General features: G+C 65.4%; 11 protein-coding genes. 9 read left to right on the top strand and 2 right to left on the bottom strand.

Annotated features, from left to right (window positions below; all coding sequences use genetic code 11):
- Positions 1–112: 112 nt before the first annotated feature.
- The 9 genes from puuE to LO55_RS02125 all read left to right on the top strand — a co-directional run bounded on the left by puuE (position 113) and on the right by LO55_RS02125 (position 15,766).
- A complete protein-coding gene (gene puuE, locus LO55_RS02165) occupies positions 113–1,060 on the top strand; it encodes an allantoinase PuuE (protein ID WP_071360271.1) in 948 nt (315 codons plus the stop codon).
- 131 nt (positions 1,061–1,191) lie between these two features.
- Complete coding sequence (gene xdhA, locus LO55_RS02160) at positions 1,192–2,655, top strand: xanthine dehydrogenase small subunit (RefSeq protein WP_071360270.1); 1,464 nt, start codon at positions 1,192–1,194, stop codon at positions 2,653–2,655.
- An 11-nt stretch (positions 2,656–2,666) separates the two neighbouring features.
- Entirely contained in the window at positions 2,667–4,991 is a 2,325-nt protein-coding gene (gene xdhB, locus LO55_RS02155) for a xanthine dehydrogenase molybdopterin binding subunit (protein ID WP_071360269.1), read from the top strand.
- Positions 4,988–5,989 (top strand): xanthine dehydrogenase accessory protein XdhC, encoded by a 1,002-nt coding sequence (xdhC, locus tag LO55_RS02150; protein ID WP_071360268.1) that lies wholly within the window; start codon positions 4,988–4,990, stop codon positions 5,987–5,989. The genes xdhB and xdhC overlap by 4 nt, the downstream gene beginning before the upstream one ends.
- Positions 5,989–7,305, top strand: coding sequence for a guanine deaminase (gene guaD, locus LO55_RS02145; RefSeq protein WP_005668322.1), 1,317 nt, complete (start codon positions 5,989–5,991; stop codon positions 7,303–7,305). The genes xdhC and guaD overlap by 1 nt, the downstream gene beginning before the upstream one ends.
- Before the next feature lie 72 nt (positions 7,306–7,377).
- Positions 7,378–8,871, top strand: a complete 1,494-nt coding sequence (locus tag LO55_RS02140) for an adenosine deaminase family protein (protein WP_071360267.1) — start codon at positions 7,378–7,380, stop codon at positions 8,869–8,871.
- A gap of 511 nt (positions 8,872–9,382) precedes the next feature.
- Positions 9,383–12,799 (top strand): TonB-dependent receptor, encoded by a 3,417-nt coding sequence (locus LO55_RS02135; RefSeq protein WP_071360266.1) that lies wholly within the window; start codon positions 9,383–9,385, stop codon positions 12,797–12,799.
- 205 nt (positions 12,800–13,004) lie between these two features.
- Positions 13,005–14,687, top strand: a complete 1,683-nt coding sequence (locus LO55_RS02130; RefSeq protein ID WP_071360265.1) for a bifunctional metallophosphatase/5'-nucleotidase — start codon at positions 13,005–13,007, stop codon at positions 14,685–14,687.
- A 17-nt stretch (positions 14,688–14,704) separates the two neighbouring features.
- A complete protein-coding gene (locus LO55_RS02125) occupies positions 14,705–15,766 on the top strand; it encodes a S1/P1 nuclease (RefSeq protein ID WP_071360264.1) in 1,062 nt (353 codons plus the stop codon).
- A gap of 32 nt (positions 15,767–15,798) precedes the next feature.
- On the opposite strand, the gene LO55_RS02120 is transcribed toward LO55_RS02125, so the two are convergent.
- On the bottom strand, positions 15,799–16,137 hold the full coding sequence (locus LO55_RS02120; protein WP_071360263.1) for a hypothetical protein: 339 nt from the start codon (positions 16,135–16,137) through the stop codon (positions 15,799–15,801).
- 137 nt (positions 16,138–16,274) lie between these two features.
- Complete coding sequence (locus tag LO55_RS02115) at positions 16,275–16,850, bottom strand: glycoside hydrolase family protein (RefSeq protein WP_143054435.1); 576 nt, start codon at positions 16,848–16,850, stop codon at positions 16,275–16,277.
- Positions 16,851–16,868 lie beyond the last annotated feature (18 nt).

Genomic DNA, 16,868 nt, shown 5'->3' with positions numbered 1-16,868 from the left:
CGCGCCTGAGGGACGTATATCGGCGCCAACAGCCCGCATATGCGTCCTGTCATATACTGTTGTGGTCGTTGCAATATATGATCAAGCGTATTCTTCCTTGTCGAGGGACGCCATGGCAGCTTCCTATCCGCGCGACCTGGCCGGCTACGGCCGCAATCCGCCGCATGCGCGCTGGCCCGGCGGCGCGCGCATCGCCCTGCAGTTCGTGCTGAACTTCGAGGAGGGCGCCGAGAATTGCGTGCTGCACGGCGACCCGGCCTCCGAGACCTTCCTGTCCGAGATCATCGGCGCCAGCGCCTTCCCGGCGCGCCACATGAGCATGGAGTCGCTCTATGAATACGGTTCACGCGCCGGCCTGTGGCGCCTGCTGCGGCTGTTCGAGGAGCGCCGGCTGCCCCTGACCGTGTTCGGCGTGGCGCAGGCGCTCGAGCGCCACCCCGAGGCGGTCGCCGCGTTTCGCGAACTGGGGCACGAGATCGCCTGTCACGGCCTGCGCTGGATCTCGTACCAGAACGTCGACGAGGCGATCGAGCGCGCGCACATGAAAGAGGCCGTCGAGATCATGCGCCGCCTGCTAGGTGCCGCGCCGCAGGGCTGGTACACGGGACGCGATTCGCCCAATACGCGCCGGCTGGTGGTCGAGCATGGCGGCTTCGCCTACGATGCCGACCACTATGGCGACGATCTGCCGTTCTGGCAGCGGGTCGACGCGCTTGACGCCGATGGCGTCGTGCGCGCGGCGCCGCACCTGGTGGTGCCGTACACGCTCGACACCAACGACATGCGCTTCGCCACCGCCCAGGGCTTCAACTCAGGAACCCAGTTCTTCGACTACCTGAAGGATGCTTTCGACGTGCTCTACGCGGAAGGCGACCCCGCCGGCCTGGACCGGCCGAAGATGCTCTCGGTCGGCCTGCACTGCCGCCTGGCGGGGCGGCCGGGGCGCACGGCGGCGCTGGCGCGCTTCCTCGATTACGTGATGCGGCATGACCGGGTCTGGGTGACGCGCCGCATCGATATCGCCAATCACTGGAAAACCGTGCATCCTTACGTGGAATGAGGCGCAAGGACGCGTGTCCAAGGTATTTGCAATTGATGATAACCGATATCAGAATTTGATGATATGAGGATGGCCGCCGGATGGTAGCCTTCCGCCCTTGGCGAACAATAAAGTTGTACTTCGAGACAGGCATGTCAGAACCGATCCGATTCCTCTTCCGTGGCGAGGTGCGCGAACTGCGCGAGACGCCGCCGACGCAAACCATCCTGCAACACTTGCGGGAGGACCTGCGCTGCACCGGCACCAAGGAAGGCTGCGCCGAAGGCGACTGCGGCGCCTGCACGGTGGTGGTCGGGTCGCTGGAAGACGGCCGGCTTGCACTCAAGTCCATTAACGCCTGCATCCAGTTCACCCCGACGCTCGACGGCAAGGCGCTGTTCACGGTCGAAGACCTGGCCCAGGCCGACGGCGCGCTGCACCCGGTGCAGCAGGCGCTGGTCGAGTGCCATGGTTCGCAGTGCGGCTTCTGCACGCCGGGCTTTGCCATGTCGCTGTGGGGCATGTACCTCAAGCAGGAGGGCCGCGCGCCGGCGCGCCGCGAGATCGACGATGCACTGTCCGGCAACCTGTGCCGCTGCACCGGCTACCGTCCCATCATCGACGCCGCGCGCCGCATGACCGAACTGCCGCCGGTCGCCTTCGACAAGGCGGCACTGGCCGAGCGCCTGCGCGGCCTGCAGCGCAGCACCGGCTTCAGCTACACGGCCGGCGGCCAACGCTTCCACGCGCCGCGCACGCTGGACGAACTGGCGGCCTTGCGCGCCGCGCACCCGGCCGCCGTGCTGCTGGCCGGTTCGACCGACGTCGGCCTGTGGGTCACCAAGCAGCTGCGCGATCTGGGCGACGTCATCTACCTGGGCCAGGTCGAGGCGCTCAAGAGCGTGCGTATGGATGCCGGCATGCTGGAGATCGGCGCCGGCGTCTCGCTGCAGGATGCCTACGCGGCGCTGTGCGAGCGCTATCCGGCCGAGTTGTCCGAACTCTGGCAGCGCTTTGCTTCGCTCCCGATCCGCAATGCGGGCACCCTGGGCGGCAATGTCGCCAACGGTTCGCCGATCGGCGATTCGATGCCGTGGCTGATCGCGCTGGGCAGCCAGGTGGTCTTGCGCAGCAGCGAGGGCACGCGCGTGCTGGCGCTGGAAGATTTCTACCTCGGCTACCAGCAGAAAGACCTGCGCGCGGGCGAGTTCGTGCAAGCCGTGCGCGTGCCGCTGCCGTTGCCCGGGCTGCGGTTCCGTACCTATAAACTGGCCAAGCGCTTCGACCAGGACATCTCGGCGGTGTGCGCCGCCTTCGCCGTGACGCTCGACGGCGACACCATCGTCGACGCGCGCATTGCCTTTGGCGGCATGGCGGCCACGCCGAAGCGCGCGCTTGACGCCGAAGCCGTCCTGCGAGGCCAGGCCTGGAACGAAGCCACGCTGCGCGCGGCGATGGCGGCGCTCGCCCGCGACTATGCGCCGCTGAGCGACGCGCGCGCTTCCAGCAGCTACCGCATGCGCACCGCGCAAAACCTGCTGCACCGCTTCTGGCTGGAGACGCGCCCGGAAAATCCGCTGCCGGCCAGCGCCGTCAACGCCTTTGCGAGCCTGTGAGGGGATTGATCATGAACGATGCAGGCTTGAACCGCATGGACGCCTGGGCCGAAGTCGGCCGCGCACGCAAGCACGAATCCGCCGAGCTGCACGTGCGCGGCCAGGCCACCTATACCGACGACATCCTCGAGCTGGCCGGCACCCTGCACGCGGCCCTGGGTCTGTCGGCGCGCGCGCATGCGCGCGTCAAGGCGATCGACCTGGCGAAGGTATCCGCCAGCCGCGGCGTGGTCGCGGTGCTGACGGCGCGCGACATCCCCGGCCTGAACGATTGCGGCCCGATCGTCCACGACGATCCGATCCTGGCCGATGGCCTGGTCCAGTACGTGGGCCAGCCGATCTTCATCGTCGTCGCCGACAGCCACGACAACGCGCGCCGCGCGGCGCGCCTGGCCGTGGTCGACTACGACGACCTGCCGGCCATCCTCACGCCGCAGGCGGCGCGCGCCGCCGCATCCTACGTGCTGCCGCCGATGCGCCTGGCCCGCGGCGACGCGGCGCAGGCCTTTTTTCGCGCGCCGCACGTCGTCAAGGGCGAGCTGCACGTGGGCGGCCAGGAACAGTTCTACCTCGAAGGGCAGATCGCCTATGCGATCCCCGGCGAAGACCGCGGCATGCACGTGTACTGCTCGACCCAGCACCCGAGCGAGATGCAGCACGTCGTCGCGCATGCGCTGGGCCTGCACTCGCATCACGTGACGGTCGAGTGCCGCCGCATGGGCGGCGGCTTCGGCGGCAAGGAGTCGCAGTCGGCGCTGTGGGCCGCGACGGCGTCGATCGCGGCCGTGCGCACCGGACGCCCGGTCAAGCTGCGCGCCGACCGCGACGACGACATGCTGGTCACCGGCAAGCGCCACTGCTTCCACTACGAGTACGAGGTCGGCTACGACGACGACGGCCGCATCCTGGCGGCGAAGGTCGACATGGTCACCCGCGCCGGCTACTCGGCCGACCTGTCGGGCCCCGTCGCCACGCGCGCGGTCTGCCACTTCGACAATGCGTATTATCTTTCCGACGTCGAGATCCGCGCCGCCTGCGGCAAGACCAACACCCAGTCGAACACGGCGTTTCGCGGCTTCGGCGGACCGCAGGGCGCGATCGCCATCGAATACGTGATCGACGAGATCGCGCGCAAGCTGGGGCGCGATGCGCTCGACGTCCGGCGCCTGAACTTCTATGGCAAGACCGAGCGCAACGTCACGCCCTTCGGCCAGGAGATCGTCGACAACGTGCTCCCCGAACTGGTGGCCGAGCTCGAGGCCGACAGCGATTATCGCGCCCGGCGCGCCGCCATCGTCGAGTACAACCGCGCCAGCCCGGTGCTCAAGAAGGGCCTGGCGCTCACGCCGCTCAAGTTCGGCATCGCCTTCAACGTCACCCACCTGAACCAGGCCGGCGCGCTGGTGCACGTCTACGTGGATGGCTCGGTCCTGGTCAACCATGGCGGCACCGAGATGGGGCAGGGCATCAACACCAAGGTGATGCAGGTGGTGGCGCACGAGCTGGGCGTGGAACTGGAAAGGGTGCGCGCCACCGCCACCAATACCTCCAAGGTCGCCAATACCTCGGCCACGGCGGCGTCGACCGGCGCTGACCTGAACGGCAAGGCGGCCCAAGATGCGGCGCGCACCATCCGCGCGCGCCTTGCCGATTTCGCCGCCGGCCAGTACGGCGGCGCGGCCAGCGAGGTGCGCTTCGCGGCCGGGACCGTGTTCGTCGCCGGCATGGCGCTGCCGTTCGAGGAACTGGTGGCCAAAGCGTATCTGGCGCGGGTGCAGCTGTGGTCCGACGGTTTCTATGCGACGCCCGGCCTGCACTGGGATCCGAAGACGATGAGCGGCCGGCCGTTCTCGTATTTCGCCTATGGCGCGGCGGTGTCCGAAGTCGTGGTCGACACGCTCACCGGCGAATGGAAGCTGCTGCGCGTGGATGCGCTGTACGACGCCGGCCGCTCGCTCAATCCGGCGATCGACATCGGCCAGGTCGAAGGCGCCTTCATCCAGGGCATGGGTTGGCTGACGACGGAAGAATTGTGGTGGAATCCGGCCGGCAAGCTGATGACGCATGCGCCGTCCACCTACAAGATTCCGGCCGTCTCGGATTGTCCCGAAGACTTCCGCGTGCGCCTGTTCGACAACGCCAACGTCGAGGACAGCATCCACCGCTCGAAGGCGGTCGGCGAGCCGCCGCTGCTGCTGCCGTTCTCGGTCTTCTTCGCGATCCGCGACGCCGTCTCGAGCGTGGGCGGGCACCGTGTCAACCCGCCTTTGAACGCGCCGGCGACGTCCGAAGAGATCCTGAAGGCGGTCGCTTTCGTCGAGGCGGCGCGCGCATGACGAACGACTGGCTTGCCCCGCACGCGGGCGCGGCCGCCGTGCTGGTCACGGTGGCGGCCGTGAAAGGCTCGGTGCCGCGCGAACCGGGAGCGAAGATGCTGGTGCGCGCCGGGGATTTCGACGGCACCATCGGCGGCGGCCATCTCGAGCACCGGGCGCTGGACATCGCGCGTGCGATGCTGCAGCTTGGCGAAGCGCGCCGCTTCGAGCGCTTTCCCCTTGGCCCGAGCCTGGGCCAGTGCTGCGGCGGCGTGGCCTGGCTTGCGTTCGAGCGCATGGAAGCCGAACAGATGGATATCCTGCTCGCGCGCCGCCACCAGGACACCTGGCGCCTGGTCGCCCTCGACGGTGCCAGCGAATGGACGCTGCTCGACGAAGCGGGCCGTCACCTCGCCGGTGCGGTCACGACGCCAATCCTTGCGGCGCAAGGCGACACGCGCGTGGTGGAGGGAGAGGGCGGCCGCCGCTGGCTGCTGGACGCCGTCCTCGCCCCGCGCGAGCACCTGATGCTGTTCGGCGCCGGCCATGTCGGCGCCGCCATCGTGCGCGCGCTGGCGCCCTTGCCGTGCCGCGTCACCTGGGTCGACGAACGCGACGACCTGTTCCCGCTTGACGTCCCCGCCAACGTGACGGTGGAAGCGACCGACACCCCGGAAGCACTGGCCGAACGCGCCGCCCCCGGGACCAGCTTCCTGGTCATGACTCACAGCCACGCGCTCGACCTGCGCCTGTGCCATGCAATCCTGTCACGCGCGCGCAGTGATTCCTGCAAGGATTGGTTCGGCCTGATAGGATCGAGTACCAAACGCAGCCAGTTCGAGGCGCGCCTGCGCGAACGCGGCATCGATGCCGCGCGCCTGGCCGATATGACCTGCCCGATCGGCCTGCCTGGCATCGACGGCAAGGCCCCGGCCGTGATCGCCGCCTCCGTCGCCGCCCAGCTGCTGTCCGTGTGGGAAGCCGCCCACTACCCTGAAGAACAACCGGAACTCTCGTAATGTCCACCGCATCATCCAATGTGCAAGCCTACCGTGCCAGCTTGCTGCACTTTCGCGCCGATCCGGCCTTCGACGACGGGGCCGCGCTGTGGCATGAAGACGGCCTGCTGATCGTCGAGGATGGCCGCGTCAAGGCCGCCGGCGACCATGCCGCGCTGGTTTCCACTTTGCCGCCCGGCCTGGAGCCGGTCGACTACCGCGGCAAGGTGATCGCCCCCGGCTTCATCGACACCCACCTGCATTACCCGCAGACCGACATGATCGCCTCGCCGTCGCCGGGCCTCTTGCCATGGCTGGAGACCTACACCTTCCCGAGCGAGCGCCGTTTCGAGGACCCGGCGCATGCGCGCGCGACCGCCGAGTTCTTCCTCGACGAACTGCTGCGCTGCGGCACCACCACCGCCGTGGTGTATTGCACCGTGCATCCGCAATCGGTCGACGCCTTTTTTGAGGCGAGCGAGGCGCGCAACCTGCGCATGGTGGCCGGCAAGGTGCTGATGGACCGCAACTGCCCGGACTTCCTGCGCGACCTCGAGGGCGACCTGGGGCAGAGCGAAGACCTGATCCACAAATGGCACAAGCGCGGACGGTCGCTGTACGCGATCACGCCACGCTTCGCCCCGACGTCGACCGACGTCCAGCTGCGCCTGACCGGCGAGCTGGCGGCGCGCCACCCGGACACCTTCATCCAGACCCACGTCTCGGAAAACAAGGACGAGTGCACCTGGGTGAGCGAGCTGTTCCCGCAGGCGCGCAGCTACCTCGACGTGTACGAGCGCTTTGGCCTGATGCGTCCGCGCGCATTGTTCGGCCACTGCATCTGGCTCGACGACGAAGACTTCGCGCGCATGGCGGCCACCGGATCGGCCGCCGCCGTGTGCCCGACCTCGAACCTGTTCCTGGGCAGCGGCCTGTTCGACTTCGAACGCGCCGACAGCGCGCGTGCACTGCTCTCGCTGGGCACCGACGTCGGCGCCGGCACCTCGTTCTCGATGCTGCAGACCATGAACGAAGCCTACAAGGTGGCGCGCCTCAAGGGCAGCTATCTGCCGGCGCTGCGCATGTTTTATCTCGCCACCCTGGGCGCGGCGCGCAGCATGCGCCTGGACGACACGATCGGCAGCTTCCAGCCCGGCCTGGAAGCCGACTTCGTGGTGCTCGACCGCGAGGCGACGCCGCTGCTGGCGCGTCGCACCAGCTACGCCGATTCGCTGGAAGAACTGCTGTTCGCGCTGGCGCTGCTGGGAGACGACCGCACGATCGCCGCGACGTATTCGGGCGGACGCAAGGTGCATCAGCGCGCATTTGGCAAATGAGTCTGGCAATATTGCCAAGGGTGAACTAAGCAGTTAGAGTGGCGCGATTCCATCTCATCCAGAAAGCACACTATGCACAAGCTACTCTCCGGCAGCGCGCTGCTGGCGCTGGCCGTGGCCGGCGCTCCGGCCTGGGCCAAGGAGCCTGCCGCCAAGGCCAATGAAGCGGCCACCGCCCGCCACTACGCGGGCTTGATCGCGGGCGAGCAGCCGAAGCTGTCCGAGCTGACGATGTTCTTCACCCAGATGCCGAAGGGCGGCGACCTGCACCACCATTATTCGGGATCGGTGTATGCCGAGACCTATACCGAATTCGTCGACAAGCAGGGCTTTTGCATCAACACGCAGACGTATCGGATCGAGACCGACAAGGCGGTCGTCGCCGCCGAACGCGCGAAGCCGGCAGCCCAGCGTGCTTGCCGCTCGGGCGCCGAGGTGCGCGCCGACGAAGACACCTGGCGCGAAGTGGCCAAGCGCTGGTCGAACAGGGATTTCTACAACCACACCAACCTGCAGCCGGCGCCCGACCAGCGCTTCTTCCAGACCTTCGGCTACTTCGGCCCGGTGGCCAACGACAACCTGCGCGAAGGCCTGCTGGAGATCAAGGAGCGCGCGATCGCGGAAAACGTCGGCTACATCGAAACGATGTTCCTGCTGTCGCCCTTCATTGCCAATCCGGATTTCGACAGCCAGGCCTGGACCACGGTGAACGACGACAAGGCGCTCGACGATGCGCTGCGCGCGAAACTGGCTGCGCTGGACAAGGACGCCGCCTTCAACAAGTCGATCGACGACTTCGTCCAGCAGATCCATGCCGCCTCCGAAGGCATCGACGACGAGCGCTTCACCATGCGCTACCAGAACTACACGCTGCGCCTGTTGAACCCGTCGCAGGTCTTCTCGGCCATGGTGTCGAGCTTCAAGGCGGCAGCCAAGGGCGGGCGCGTCGTCGGCCTGAACATCGTGGGCCAGGAAAGCACCCACGTCTCGATGCGCGACTATACCTTGCACATGAAGATGTTCCGCTTCCTGAAGTCGGTCTACCCGGACGTGAAGGTGGCGATGCATGCGGGCGAACTGGCGCTGGGCGACGTGCCGCCGGAAGGCCTGAAGTTCCACATCGACCAGGCGCTGGCGGTGGCGGGCGCCGACCGCATCGGCCACGGCCTGGACCTGGCGCACGAGGCGAATGCCCCCGGCATCATGAAGACCATGCGCGAGAAGGACATCCCGGTCGAGATCAACCTGACCTCGAACGCCTTCATCAGCGGCGTGTCGACCACGAACCATCCGCTCAACCTGTATCGTAAATATGGCGTGCCCTACGTGATCTCGACCGACGATGCCGGCGTGACCCGCCACACGCTGTCGCATGAGTACGTACAGTTCGCCAGCCAGTTCAAGCCGAGCTACGCGGAAGTGAAGAAGGCCTCGTACAACAGCATCCGCTATGCCTTCTTGCCCGTGGCAGAAAAGCAACGGCTGACCCGACAACTGGATCAGCGTTACACGGAATTCGAGGCAAAGATCGCTGCCCTGGACGCCGCGGCCGTCCGTGCCAAATAAAGTGTGACATCCACGGCCCGGCGCCCGCCGGGCCACTACCTTGTCATAATCCCCCGGTGACTCTTTGGTAATAAGTTAATATAAAATTAACTTATGTCGCCTTCTCGCTACAAAAATCTTCGTTCCCTACGCACTTCCACTGAATTTTTATCAAAAAAATTCCGCTGGAGAACGCCGCACATATAATCCCGCCTTGTCATATTCCGGCTGGCAGCACTCCGATTATGTCGCGTAAAGACAACACATACGCGGTGATTTATACGTAAAAGCTCTGAATAACCAAGCCAAAACGAATTTGTCGGCTTGTTCAAAGCTCATGCATATTGGCGGAATTCCGCTGTATCTCATCACTCCGTCGTGTCACTTTGTTGAAACATTGTAACGATACAATCGCAGCCGCTTGCCGGCTGAAGCGCTGCCGCACCAAGCAAAAAATTCAAGCAGTAAATCGTAGGGGAGGGCGTCCGCCCGGGCGTCCAACAATAAATTGAAGTTCTTTTTGGGGTAATCAATGATCACTCAACAACAGATCCGGCTCACCAAATTGGCGCTGGCTTTGTCGGTTGCACTGGCGGCGTCGCCGTCGTTTGCACAGAACACCACGTCCGCCATCGGTGGCCGTATCTCGAACGCTGCGGGCGCACCAGCCGCCGGCGCCCAAGTGCAGATCCTGCACGTCGAGTCGGGTTCTGTCAGCAATGTCGTCACTGACGCGGAAGGCCGCTACACCGCGCGCGGCCTGCGCGTGGGTGGTCCTTACACCATTACCATCACCAAGGATGGCGTCACCCAGACCCGCAACGACGTCTACGTCGAGCTGGCGCAGACCGCGACCGTCGACGCGACCGTCGGCATCCAGACCGTGACCGTGGCCGGCTCGGCTGTTCGTTCGGAGATCTTCTCGAGCAACAACATGGGCTCGGGCACCTCGATCAGCAACACCGAACTGCAGACCCAGGCATCGATCCAGCGTAACCTGCAAGATTACGCCCGTGCCGACCCGCGCGTGTCGCAGACCGACAAGGACCGCGGCGAACTGTCCGTGGCCGGCCAGAACTCGCGCTACAACTCGATGACCATCGACGGCGTCGCGATCAACGACACCTTCGGCCTGGAAGCGAACGGCAGCCCTACCGCACGCCAGCCGATCTCGATCGAAGCGATCCAGTCGGTGCAGGTCAACGTCGCCAACTACGACGTGACGCAGAAGGGCTACACCGGCGCCAACATCAACGCCGTGACCAAGTCGGGCACCAACACCTACAAGGGTGGCGTGTACTACGTGTTCCGCAACGACACCATGTCGGGCGACCGTTACAACCCGATCACCGACGTCTACAGCGAGCCGCCGAAGTCGAAGGAAACCACCAAGGGTATCTGGGCTTCCGGTCCCCTGATCCAAGACAAGCTGTTCATCTTCGCCCTGGCTGAAAACTATGAAAGCTCGCGTTCGAGCCCGGACTTCGGACCGATCGGCAGCGGCGCCGGCACCACCGTCGCCATCACCCCGGCAGCCATCTCCGAAGCCCAGCGCATCGCCCAGAGCGTCTACGGCGTCGACATCGGCAGCCCGACCGTTCCTAGCGGCTCGATGCTGACCTCGAAAGAGCGCATGGTGAAGTTCGACTGGAACATCACCGACGAGCACCGCGCCAACCTGCGCTACGCCAAGACCACCCAGGGCGAGCCGTTCTACCCGGGCTTCTCGGCCACCGGCGTCGGCCTGTCGTCGAGCTTCTACAACCAGGGCAAGGAGATCGAGACCGTCGTCGGCCAGATCTTCTCGGACTGGACCCCGACCTTCTCGACCGAGTTCAAGTTCTCGACCCGCGACTATGATTCGGTCCCGGTCAACGCGACCCGCACCCCATCGATCGGCCTGCAATTCTCGGGCGCGCTGCCAGCCGGCGCACCGGCCGGCCTGTCGACCGCCAACCGTTTCCTGAACTTCGGCACCGAGTTCAGCCGCCATAACAACGTTCTGCGCAACAAGACCAAGGACATGTATGCGGGCGCCAACTGGATCGTGGGCGACCATGAGCTGAAGTTCGGCGTCGACCAGACCAAGAACGAAGTCTATAACGCCTTCCTGCAGGGCATTAACGGCTCGTACACCTTCGCCTGCCTGGATTCGGCCGATACCAACTTCTACTCGTTCGGCGCGCTGACCTGCTCCGGCGCCTCGGCCGAGCGCATCCAGCAAGCCGTGCTCGAGAACTTCCAGCGCGGCCGTCCGCTGAGCTTCAGCCAGCAGCGCGCGCTGCCGGGCGCATCGCTGAACGACGCGATCGCCACGTTCGAAACCAAGAACACCGGCCTGTTCCTGCAGGACACCTGGGCTGTCAACGACCAGCTGACCCTGACCTACGGCGTGCGTTACGACCGTAACGATGTCGGCGGCGTCCCGCTGTACAACGCCGCTGCCGCCGCACCGATGGTTGCCGGCAACCCGGCCACCGGCGTCCGCCAGAGCGGCGGCTTCGGTCTGGACAACCGCCAGACCATCGACGGCACCGACCTGGTCCAGCCACGCGTGGGCTTCAACTACCGCTTCGACAAGGCGGAGCGTCCGACCCAGCTGCGCGGCGGCGTCGGCCTGTTCCAGGGCGCGGCAGCGACCGTCTGGATGTCGAACCCGTTCTCGGGCACCGGCGTGGCAACCGCCACCATCAGCTGCTCGGGCACCGGCGCGACCCGCTGCCCGACCACGGGCGGCCTGGCCAGCCTGGATCCGGACGCCCAGCCGGCGATTTCCGGCGCGATTCCGGCTGCTGACGTGAACTTCCTGGATCCGGACTTCCGCCAGCCGTCGATCTGGAAAGCCAACCTGGCGTTCGATACCGAACTGCCATGGTACGGCATCGTGTTCGGCGCTGAAGCGCTGTACACCAAGAACAAGAACGGCATCTACTACGAGCACCTGAACCTGGGCGCGTCGACCCGCACCGGCACCGACGGTCGTGAGCTGTACTGGAACGCGGCCGGCTTGAACCAGAATAGCTGGGGCGTGTCGAACAACACCGCCAACGTGATCACCAGCGCCGGCGCACAGACTCGCTCGCTGAACAACCGCAGCTTCGGCAACGTGCTGGTGGCGCGCGATACCGACAAGGGCGATGCAAAAGTCCTGACCGCGTCGCTGTCGCGTCCGATGACCAAGGGCTTCGGCTGGTCGGTGGCTTACACCTACACCGATGCGACCGAAGTCTCGCCGCTGACCTCGTCGGTGGCCAACTCGAACTGGCGTGGTCGTTCGGTGTTCAACCCGAACGAAGAAGTCGCTGCAGCGTCGAGCTACGCGATCAAGAACCGCGTCAATGCGCTGGTCAACTTCCAGAAGAAGTTCTTCTCGAACTACAACACCCGCCTGGGCATCTTCTACGAAGGTCGTGAAGGTCGTCCATACAGCTGGACCATCAACAATGACCTGAATGGTGACGGCGAGTCGGGCAACGACCTGATGTACATCCCGACCGCGTTCGGTTCCGGCGAAGTCGTGTTCTACGGCGACACCGCGACCAACCATTCGAACGAGCAGCGTTTCTGGGACGTCGTCAACGCCAACAAGGGCCTGCACGGTTCGGCTGGTGGCGTCGTGAAGCGTAACAACAGCACCGCTGAGTGGGTCAACACCTTCGACGTGCGTATCAGCCAGGAAATCCCTGGCCTGTTCAAGCGCAACAAGGCGACCTTCACCCTGGACTTCATGAACTTCGGCAACCTGCTGAACAAGAAGTGGGGCCGTACCGAAGAGATCAGCTTCCAGTCGTCGGGCGGCATGGCGCGTAGCTTCGTCGACTACGCCGGTCTGGACAGCCAGGGTCGTTACATCTACGTCGTGCGCAACGACGTCGAGCGTCAAGACCTGAAGCAGTCGAAGGGCGAGTCGCAGTGGGCGATCCAGGCAACCCTCAAGTACGAATTCTAAGCAGGTCGAATTCGTAGCATGAGCTAGTCAAGAAACGGCCGGTGGAAACACCGGCCGTTTTTCTTTCAAAAATTGAGAAACCCAGCCGCCGTAAGGATTTCCTGCGCACAAGCCGCGTGGGATAATGTTGGCTGTCGAGTTCGCTCGAACCCCGTTTTTCCGGACCCGCCGTTCGCGCCGGTCCGCATCCACTAAAGGTGTTCCCATGATCGTTTCGCGCCGCGCATGCGCCAGTCTTTCCACCCTCACCATGGCGCTGCTGCTGGCCGGCTGCGTCAGCGCGCCCCAGGGGCCGGTCACCCTCAACCTCGTGTCGCTGAACGACTTCCACGGCAACCTCGAGCCGAGCCGCTACGTCCTCAAGCATGCGGACGGCAGGGAAGAAGTCATGCGCGCCGGCGGCGCCGAAGCGGTGGCCGCGGCCCTGCAGGCCTGGCGCAAGGAAGACAAGGACCTGCTGCTGGTGTCCACCGGCGACATCGTCGGCGCCAGCCCGGCGCTGTCTTCGCTGTGGGCCGACGAGCCGACCATCGAAGTGATGAACATGCTGAACCTGCGCGCCAGCGCGGTCGGCAACCATGAGTTCGACGGCGGCCGCAAGGAACTGCTGCGCCAGCAGAACGGCGGCTGCGATTCGCCGCATCCGACCCGCGCCTGCAAGCTCACCCCGAATTTCGGCGGCGCCAGGTTCACCTACCTCGGCGCCAACGTGATCGACTCGGCCACCGGCAAGCCGGTCATCCCGGGCTTCAGGATCGAAGACGTCAAGGGCATCAAGGTCGGCCTGGTCGGCGTGGTGCTGAAGGACACGCCGAACATGGTGGTCGCTTCCGGCATCGCCGGCCTGCGCTTCGGCGACGAGGCCGAGGCGATCAATGCCGCGCTGCCGGCCATGCGCGCCGCCGGCGCGCAAGTCATCGTGGCCCTGGTGCACCAGGGCGGTCGCACGGTGGAGTCGCCGCTGCAGGCCGGCTGCTCGCAGCTCAAGGGCGACATCGTCGACGTGGTGAAAAAGATCGACCCGTCGGTCAGGCTGGTGCTGACCGGCCACTCGCACCAGGGCTATCTGTGCAATGTGGATGGCCGCACCGTGACCCAGGCCGACACCGCCGGCCACCTGCTCACCCGCGTGTCGATGCAGGTCGAGCCGAAGAGCGGCGCGGTGAGCAACCTGGTCGTGAAGAACGTGGTGATGAAGCCGGGCGAGTACCCGGCGGACCCGAAGATGACGGCCTTCGTGGCGCAGGTGAAAGAGCGCAGCAAGGAAGCCCTGAATCGCCCGATCGCCAAGGTGGTCGGGGCGCCCGTGCTGCGCAGGACCAACGATGCCGGCGAATCGGTGCTGGGTAATATGATCGCCGATGCGGCCCTCGATTCGGTCCGTCACCTGGGCGCGCAACTGGCCTTCATGAACAATGGCGGCATCCGCCGCGACCTCGAGGCCGGCGCTGACGGTACGGTGGCCTTCGGCCAGGTCCAGGTGGTGCTCCCATTCGGCAACACGACGGTCGTGATGGACCTGACCGGCGCCCAGATCCGCGCCCTGCTGGAACGCCAATGGGCCGACGGCGTCGATTCCAATTCGTCGGTGCTGCAGATTTCCGAGGGCTTCAGCTATGCCTGGGACCCGAAGCGTCCGGCGGGCAGCCGCCTGGTCCCGGGCAGCCTCAGGCTGAACGGCAAGGAGATGCAGGACAACGCCACCTACCGCATCGCCACCAACAACTTCCTGGCCGAAGGCAGCGACGGTTATCCAGAGTTCGGCAAGGGCACGGCGCGCGTCGACACCGGCATGCGCGACCTGGACGGCTTCATCGCCTGGCTGAAGAAGATCGAAGGGCAGGGCGCGATGGCGCCAGCGGCTCCGCGCATCCGCAAGGTCAACTGAATCAACAAGGAATCACCATGAAAAAACTCGCATGCGTGCTGGCGCTGACCGGCGTCTTCGCATCGGTGGCCGCGCCCGACGCCGCCGCCTGGGGCCGCGACGGCCACCGCGCCATCGGCGCCATCGCCGACCGCCTGCTCAAGGGCAGCAACGCGCAAAAGGAAATCGCGCAGCTCTTGCAGCCGGGCGAATCGCTGGCCTCGATGGCCAGCTGGGCCGACTGCGTCAAGGGCAACTACTGCGGCCCGCAGACGCCCGAGATGGTCGAGTACGTGGCCGCCAATCCGCGCCACAGCGAATACCACTACACCAATGTGCCGTTCCAGCTGGACCACTACCATGAACACGGCGTGGGCACGAGCGACGTCGACATCGTGCAGACGCTGGAGCAGTGCATCGCCGTCCTGCAAGGCAAGACCGACCCTGCCCTGAACCCGCACAAGTTCACCAAGCGCCAGGCCCTGATCCTGCTGACCCACTTCGCCGGCGACATCCACCAGCCGCTGCACGTGGGTTCGGCTTTCGTTTCCAAGGACGGCCAGTTCGTGGTGCCGAAAGACCGCGCCGAGATCGACGAGACCCTGGTCTTCGACTCGCGCGGCGGCAACAACCTGCTGCTGGATAACGAGCGCCTGTCGGCCCTGTCGGCCGGCGTGATCCCGGCCGGCGAGCCAATCGTCGTCAAGGAAGGCGTGCCGGCGGCGCTGACCAAGCCGTTCCACTCCTACTGGGACAGCACCACGGTCGATTACGCCTTCCGCCGCATCAAGACCCGCACGCCGGAGCAGTTCGCCGACGTCGCGGTCGCCAGCCGGCCACAGATCAAGCGGGCGCAGGGCGATGTCTCGACCTGGCCGGTGCAGTGGGTCGAGGACGGCCTGGTGTCGGCCAAGCTGGCCTACAAGGACGTGACACCTGGCAAGCTGACCCCGCAGACCAGCAAGAAGGGCGAGACCTATTACACCTTCGCGCTCGAAGTGCCGCAGAACTACCCGGTGCCGAGCTCGGAGATCGCCAAGACCCAGCTGATCAAGGGCGGCTACAACCTGGCGGCGATGCTGCAGGCGATCTGGCCATAACAGCTGCCTGCGCGCATGGGCGATGAAAAAGCCTAGTGCTTCGCCTGGCCAGGCAGGCCAGGCGCTTGCTTCACCGCGTCGAAGAACACGCCCTTCCAGAGCACGACGATATGATCGTGATTCTTGATCAGCGCTTCGGTGCAGGACAGGTCGATGACCGTCACCGTCAAGGGCAGGCCCAGTTTCCACGATGAGGCATGCGCCTCTTCGCGCAGGTAGCGCACCGCGTCTTCATAGTGGCGCGTGAACTCGGGCTCGTCGCACACTTCGCCATCCATCGACACCTTGCCCGGTTCGACCACGAAGAGTTTGCCGACCAGGCGCGCGGCCTGCCTGTCGTCCAGCGCCGTGACGTTCGATGCATCCAGCATTTTAGTGATGCGCCATTGTCCCAGGATGTCATCGTTTGGCTGGATGGGCCGGGCGGCGATTGCCGGGACGAGCGCGGTTGCAGCGAGTACGAGTGTTGCGGCGAGGATGCGTGAGCGACTCATGCAAGATCCTTGTTCTAGCGGGATGGCGCCAGGAATGGCGCTGCTTCTTCGGCCCGGCGTGAGACCAGGCCGCGTGCGACAACCAGCCTGCCATTGATCGTGGTCTTGGTCATTTTCTTGATGTTGATGGCGGCCCCTTCCATATCGCCTTTTTCGACGAGCTTCCAGGTGCCCCTGCTGCCGCGTGCGCCGGCGTTATAGGCCAGGCTGACCAGGGCATCGAACTGCGCCTGGCTGAGCGGCTGCTTGCGTACGCCGCTGCGCACTTCGCGTTCGGACCGCGCGAGCCGACGCGCGAATTCGGCATCCATCTCGGCCTGGCCGACGGGGCGTCCCAGTTCTTCCTTGGTACACGGCCCCCTATGGGCAAGAATGCCCGGACCCCAGGTGCAATGGCCTACCCCCGGCCGGCCGCCGTCATCATAGTAGCGATAGACGTCCACTTCTCGTTTGCGCATGCGGGCACGCGCGCCAGCGCTCATGCCGAGATGGTCGTTGGCGCCGGCCGTGTCTTGTCCAGAGTTTCCGTTCCACATGATCGCTCCTGCCAATCCGGAGAGCTTCAATCTACAGGCTGGCAGTTCGAGCACGGTTGAGTGCACTCAACC

It is taken from the genome of Massilia timonae (assembly GCF_001866515.1).
Lineage (GTDB): Bacteria > Pseudomonadota > Gammaproteobacteria > Burkholderiales > Burkholderiaceae_D > Telluria > Telluria timonae.
Note: the sequence above shows the minus strand (reverse complement) of the source record. Positions and strands in the feature narration are given on the sequence as shown.

Coding starts and splice junctions, on each gene's coding strand:
- LO55_RS02120 (WP_071360263.1), bottom strand. CDS start 16,137: ATGCTGGATGCATCGAACGTCACGGCGCTGGACGACAGGCAGGCCGCG.
- xdhA (WP_071360270.1), top strand. CDS start 1,192: ATGTCAGAACCGATCCGATTCCTCTTCCGTGGCGAGGTGCGCGAACTG.
- puuE (WP_071360271.1), top strand. CDS start 113: ATGGCAGCTTCCTATCCGCGCGACCTGGCCGGCTACGGCCGCAATCCG.
- LO55_RS02135 (WP_071360266.1), top strand. CDS start 9,383: ATGATCACTCAACAACAGATCCGGCTCACCAAATTGGCGCTGGCTTTG.
- guaD (WP_005668322.1), top strand. CDS start 5,989: ATGTCCACCGCATCATCCAATGTGCAAGCCTACCGTGCCAGCTTGCTG.
- LO55_RS02130 (WP_071360265.1), top strand. CDS start 13,005: ATGATCGTTTCGCGCCGCGCATGCGCCAGTCTTTCCACCCTCACCATG.
- xdhC (WP_071360268.1), top strand. CDS start 4,988: ATGACGAACGACTGGCTTGCCCCGCACGCGGGCGCGGCCGCCGTGCTG.
- LO55_RS02125 (WP_071360264.1), top strand. CDS start 14,705: ATGAAAAAACTCGCATGCGTGCTGGCGCTGACCGGCGTCTTCGCATCG.
- LO55_RS02140 (WP_071360267.1), top strand. CDS start 7,378: ATGCACAAGCTACTCTCCGGCAGCGCGCTGCTGGCGCTGGCCGTGGCC.
- xdhB (WP_071360269.1), top strand. CDS start 2,667: ATGAACGATGCAGGCTTGAACCGCATGGACGCCTGGGCCGAAGTCGGC.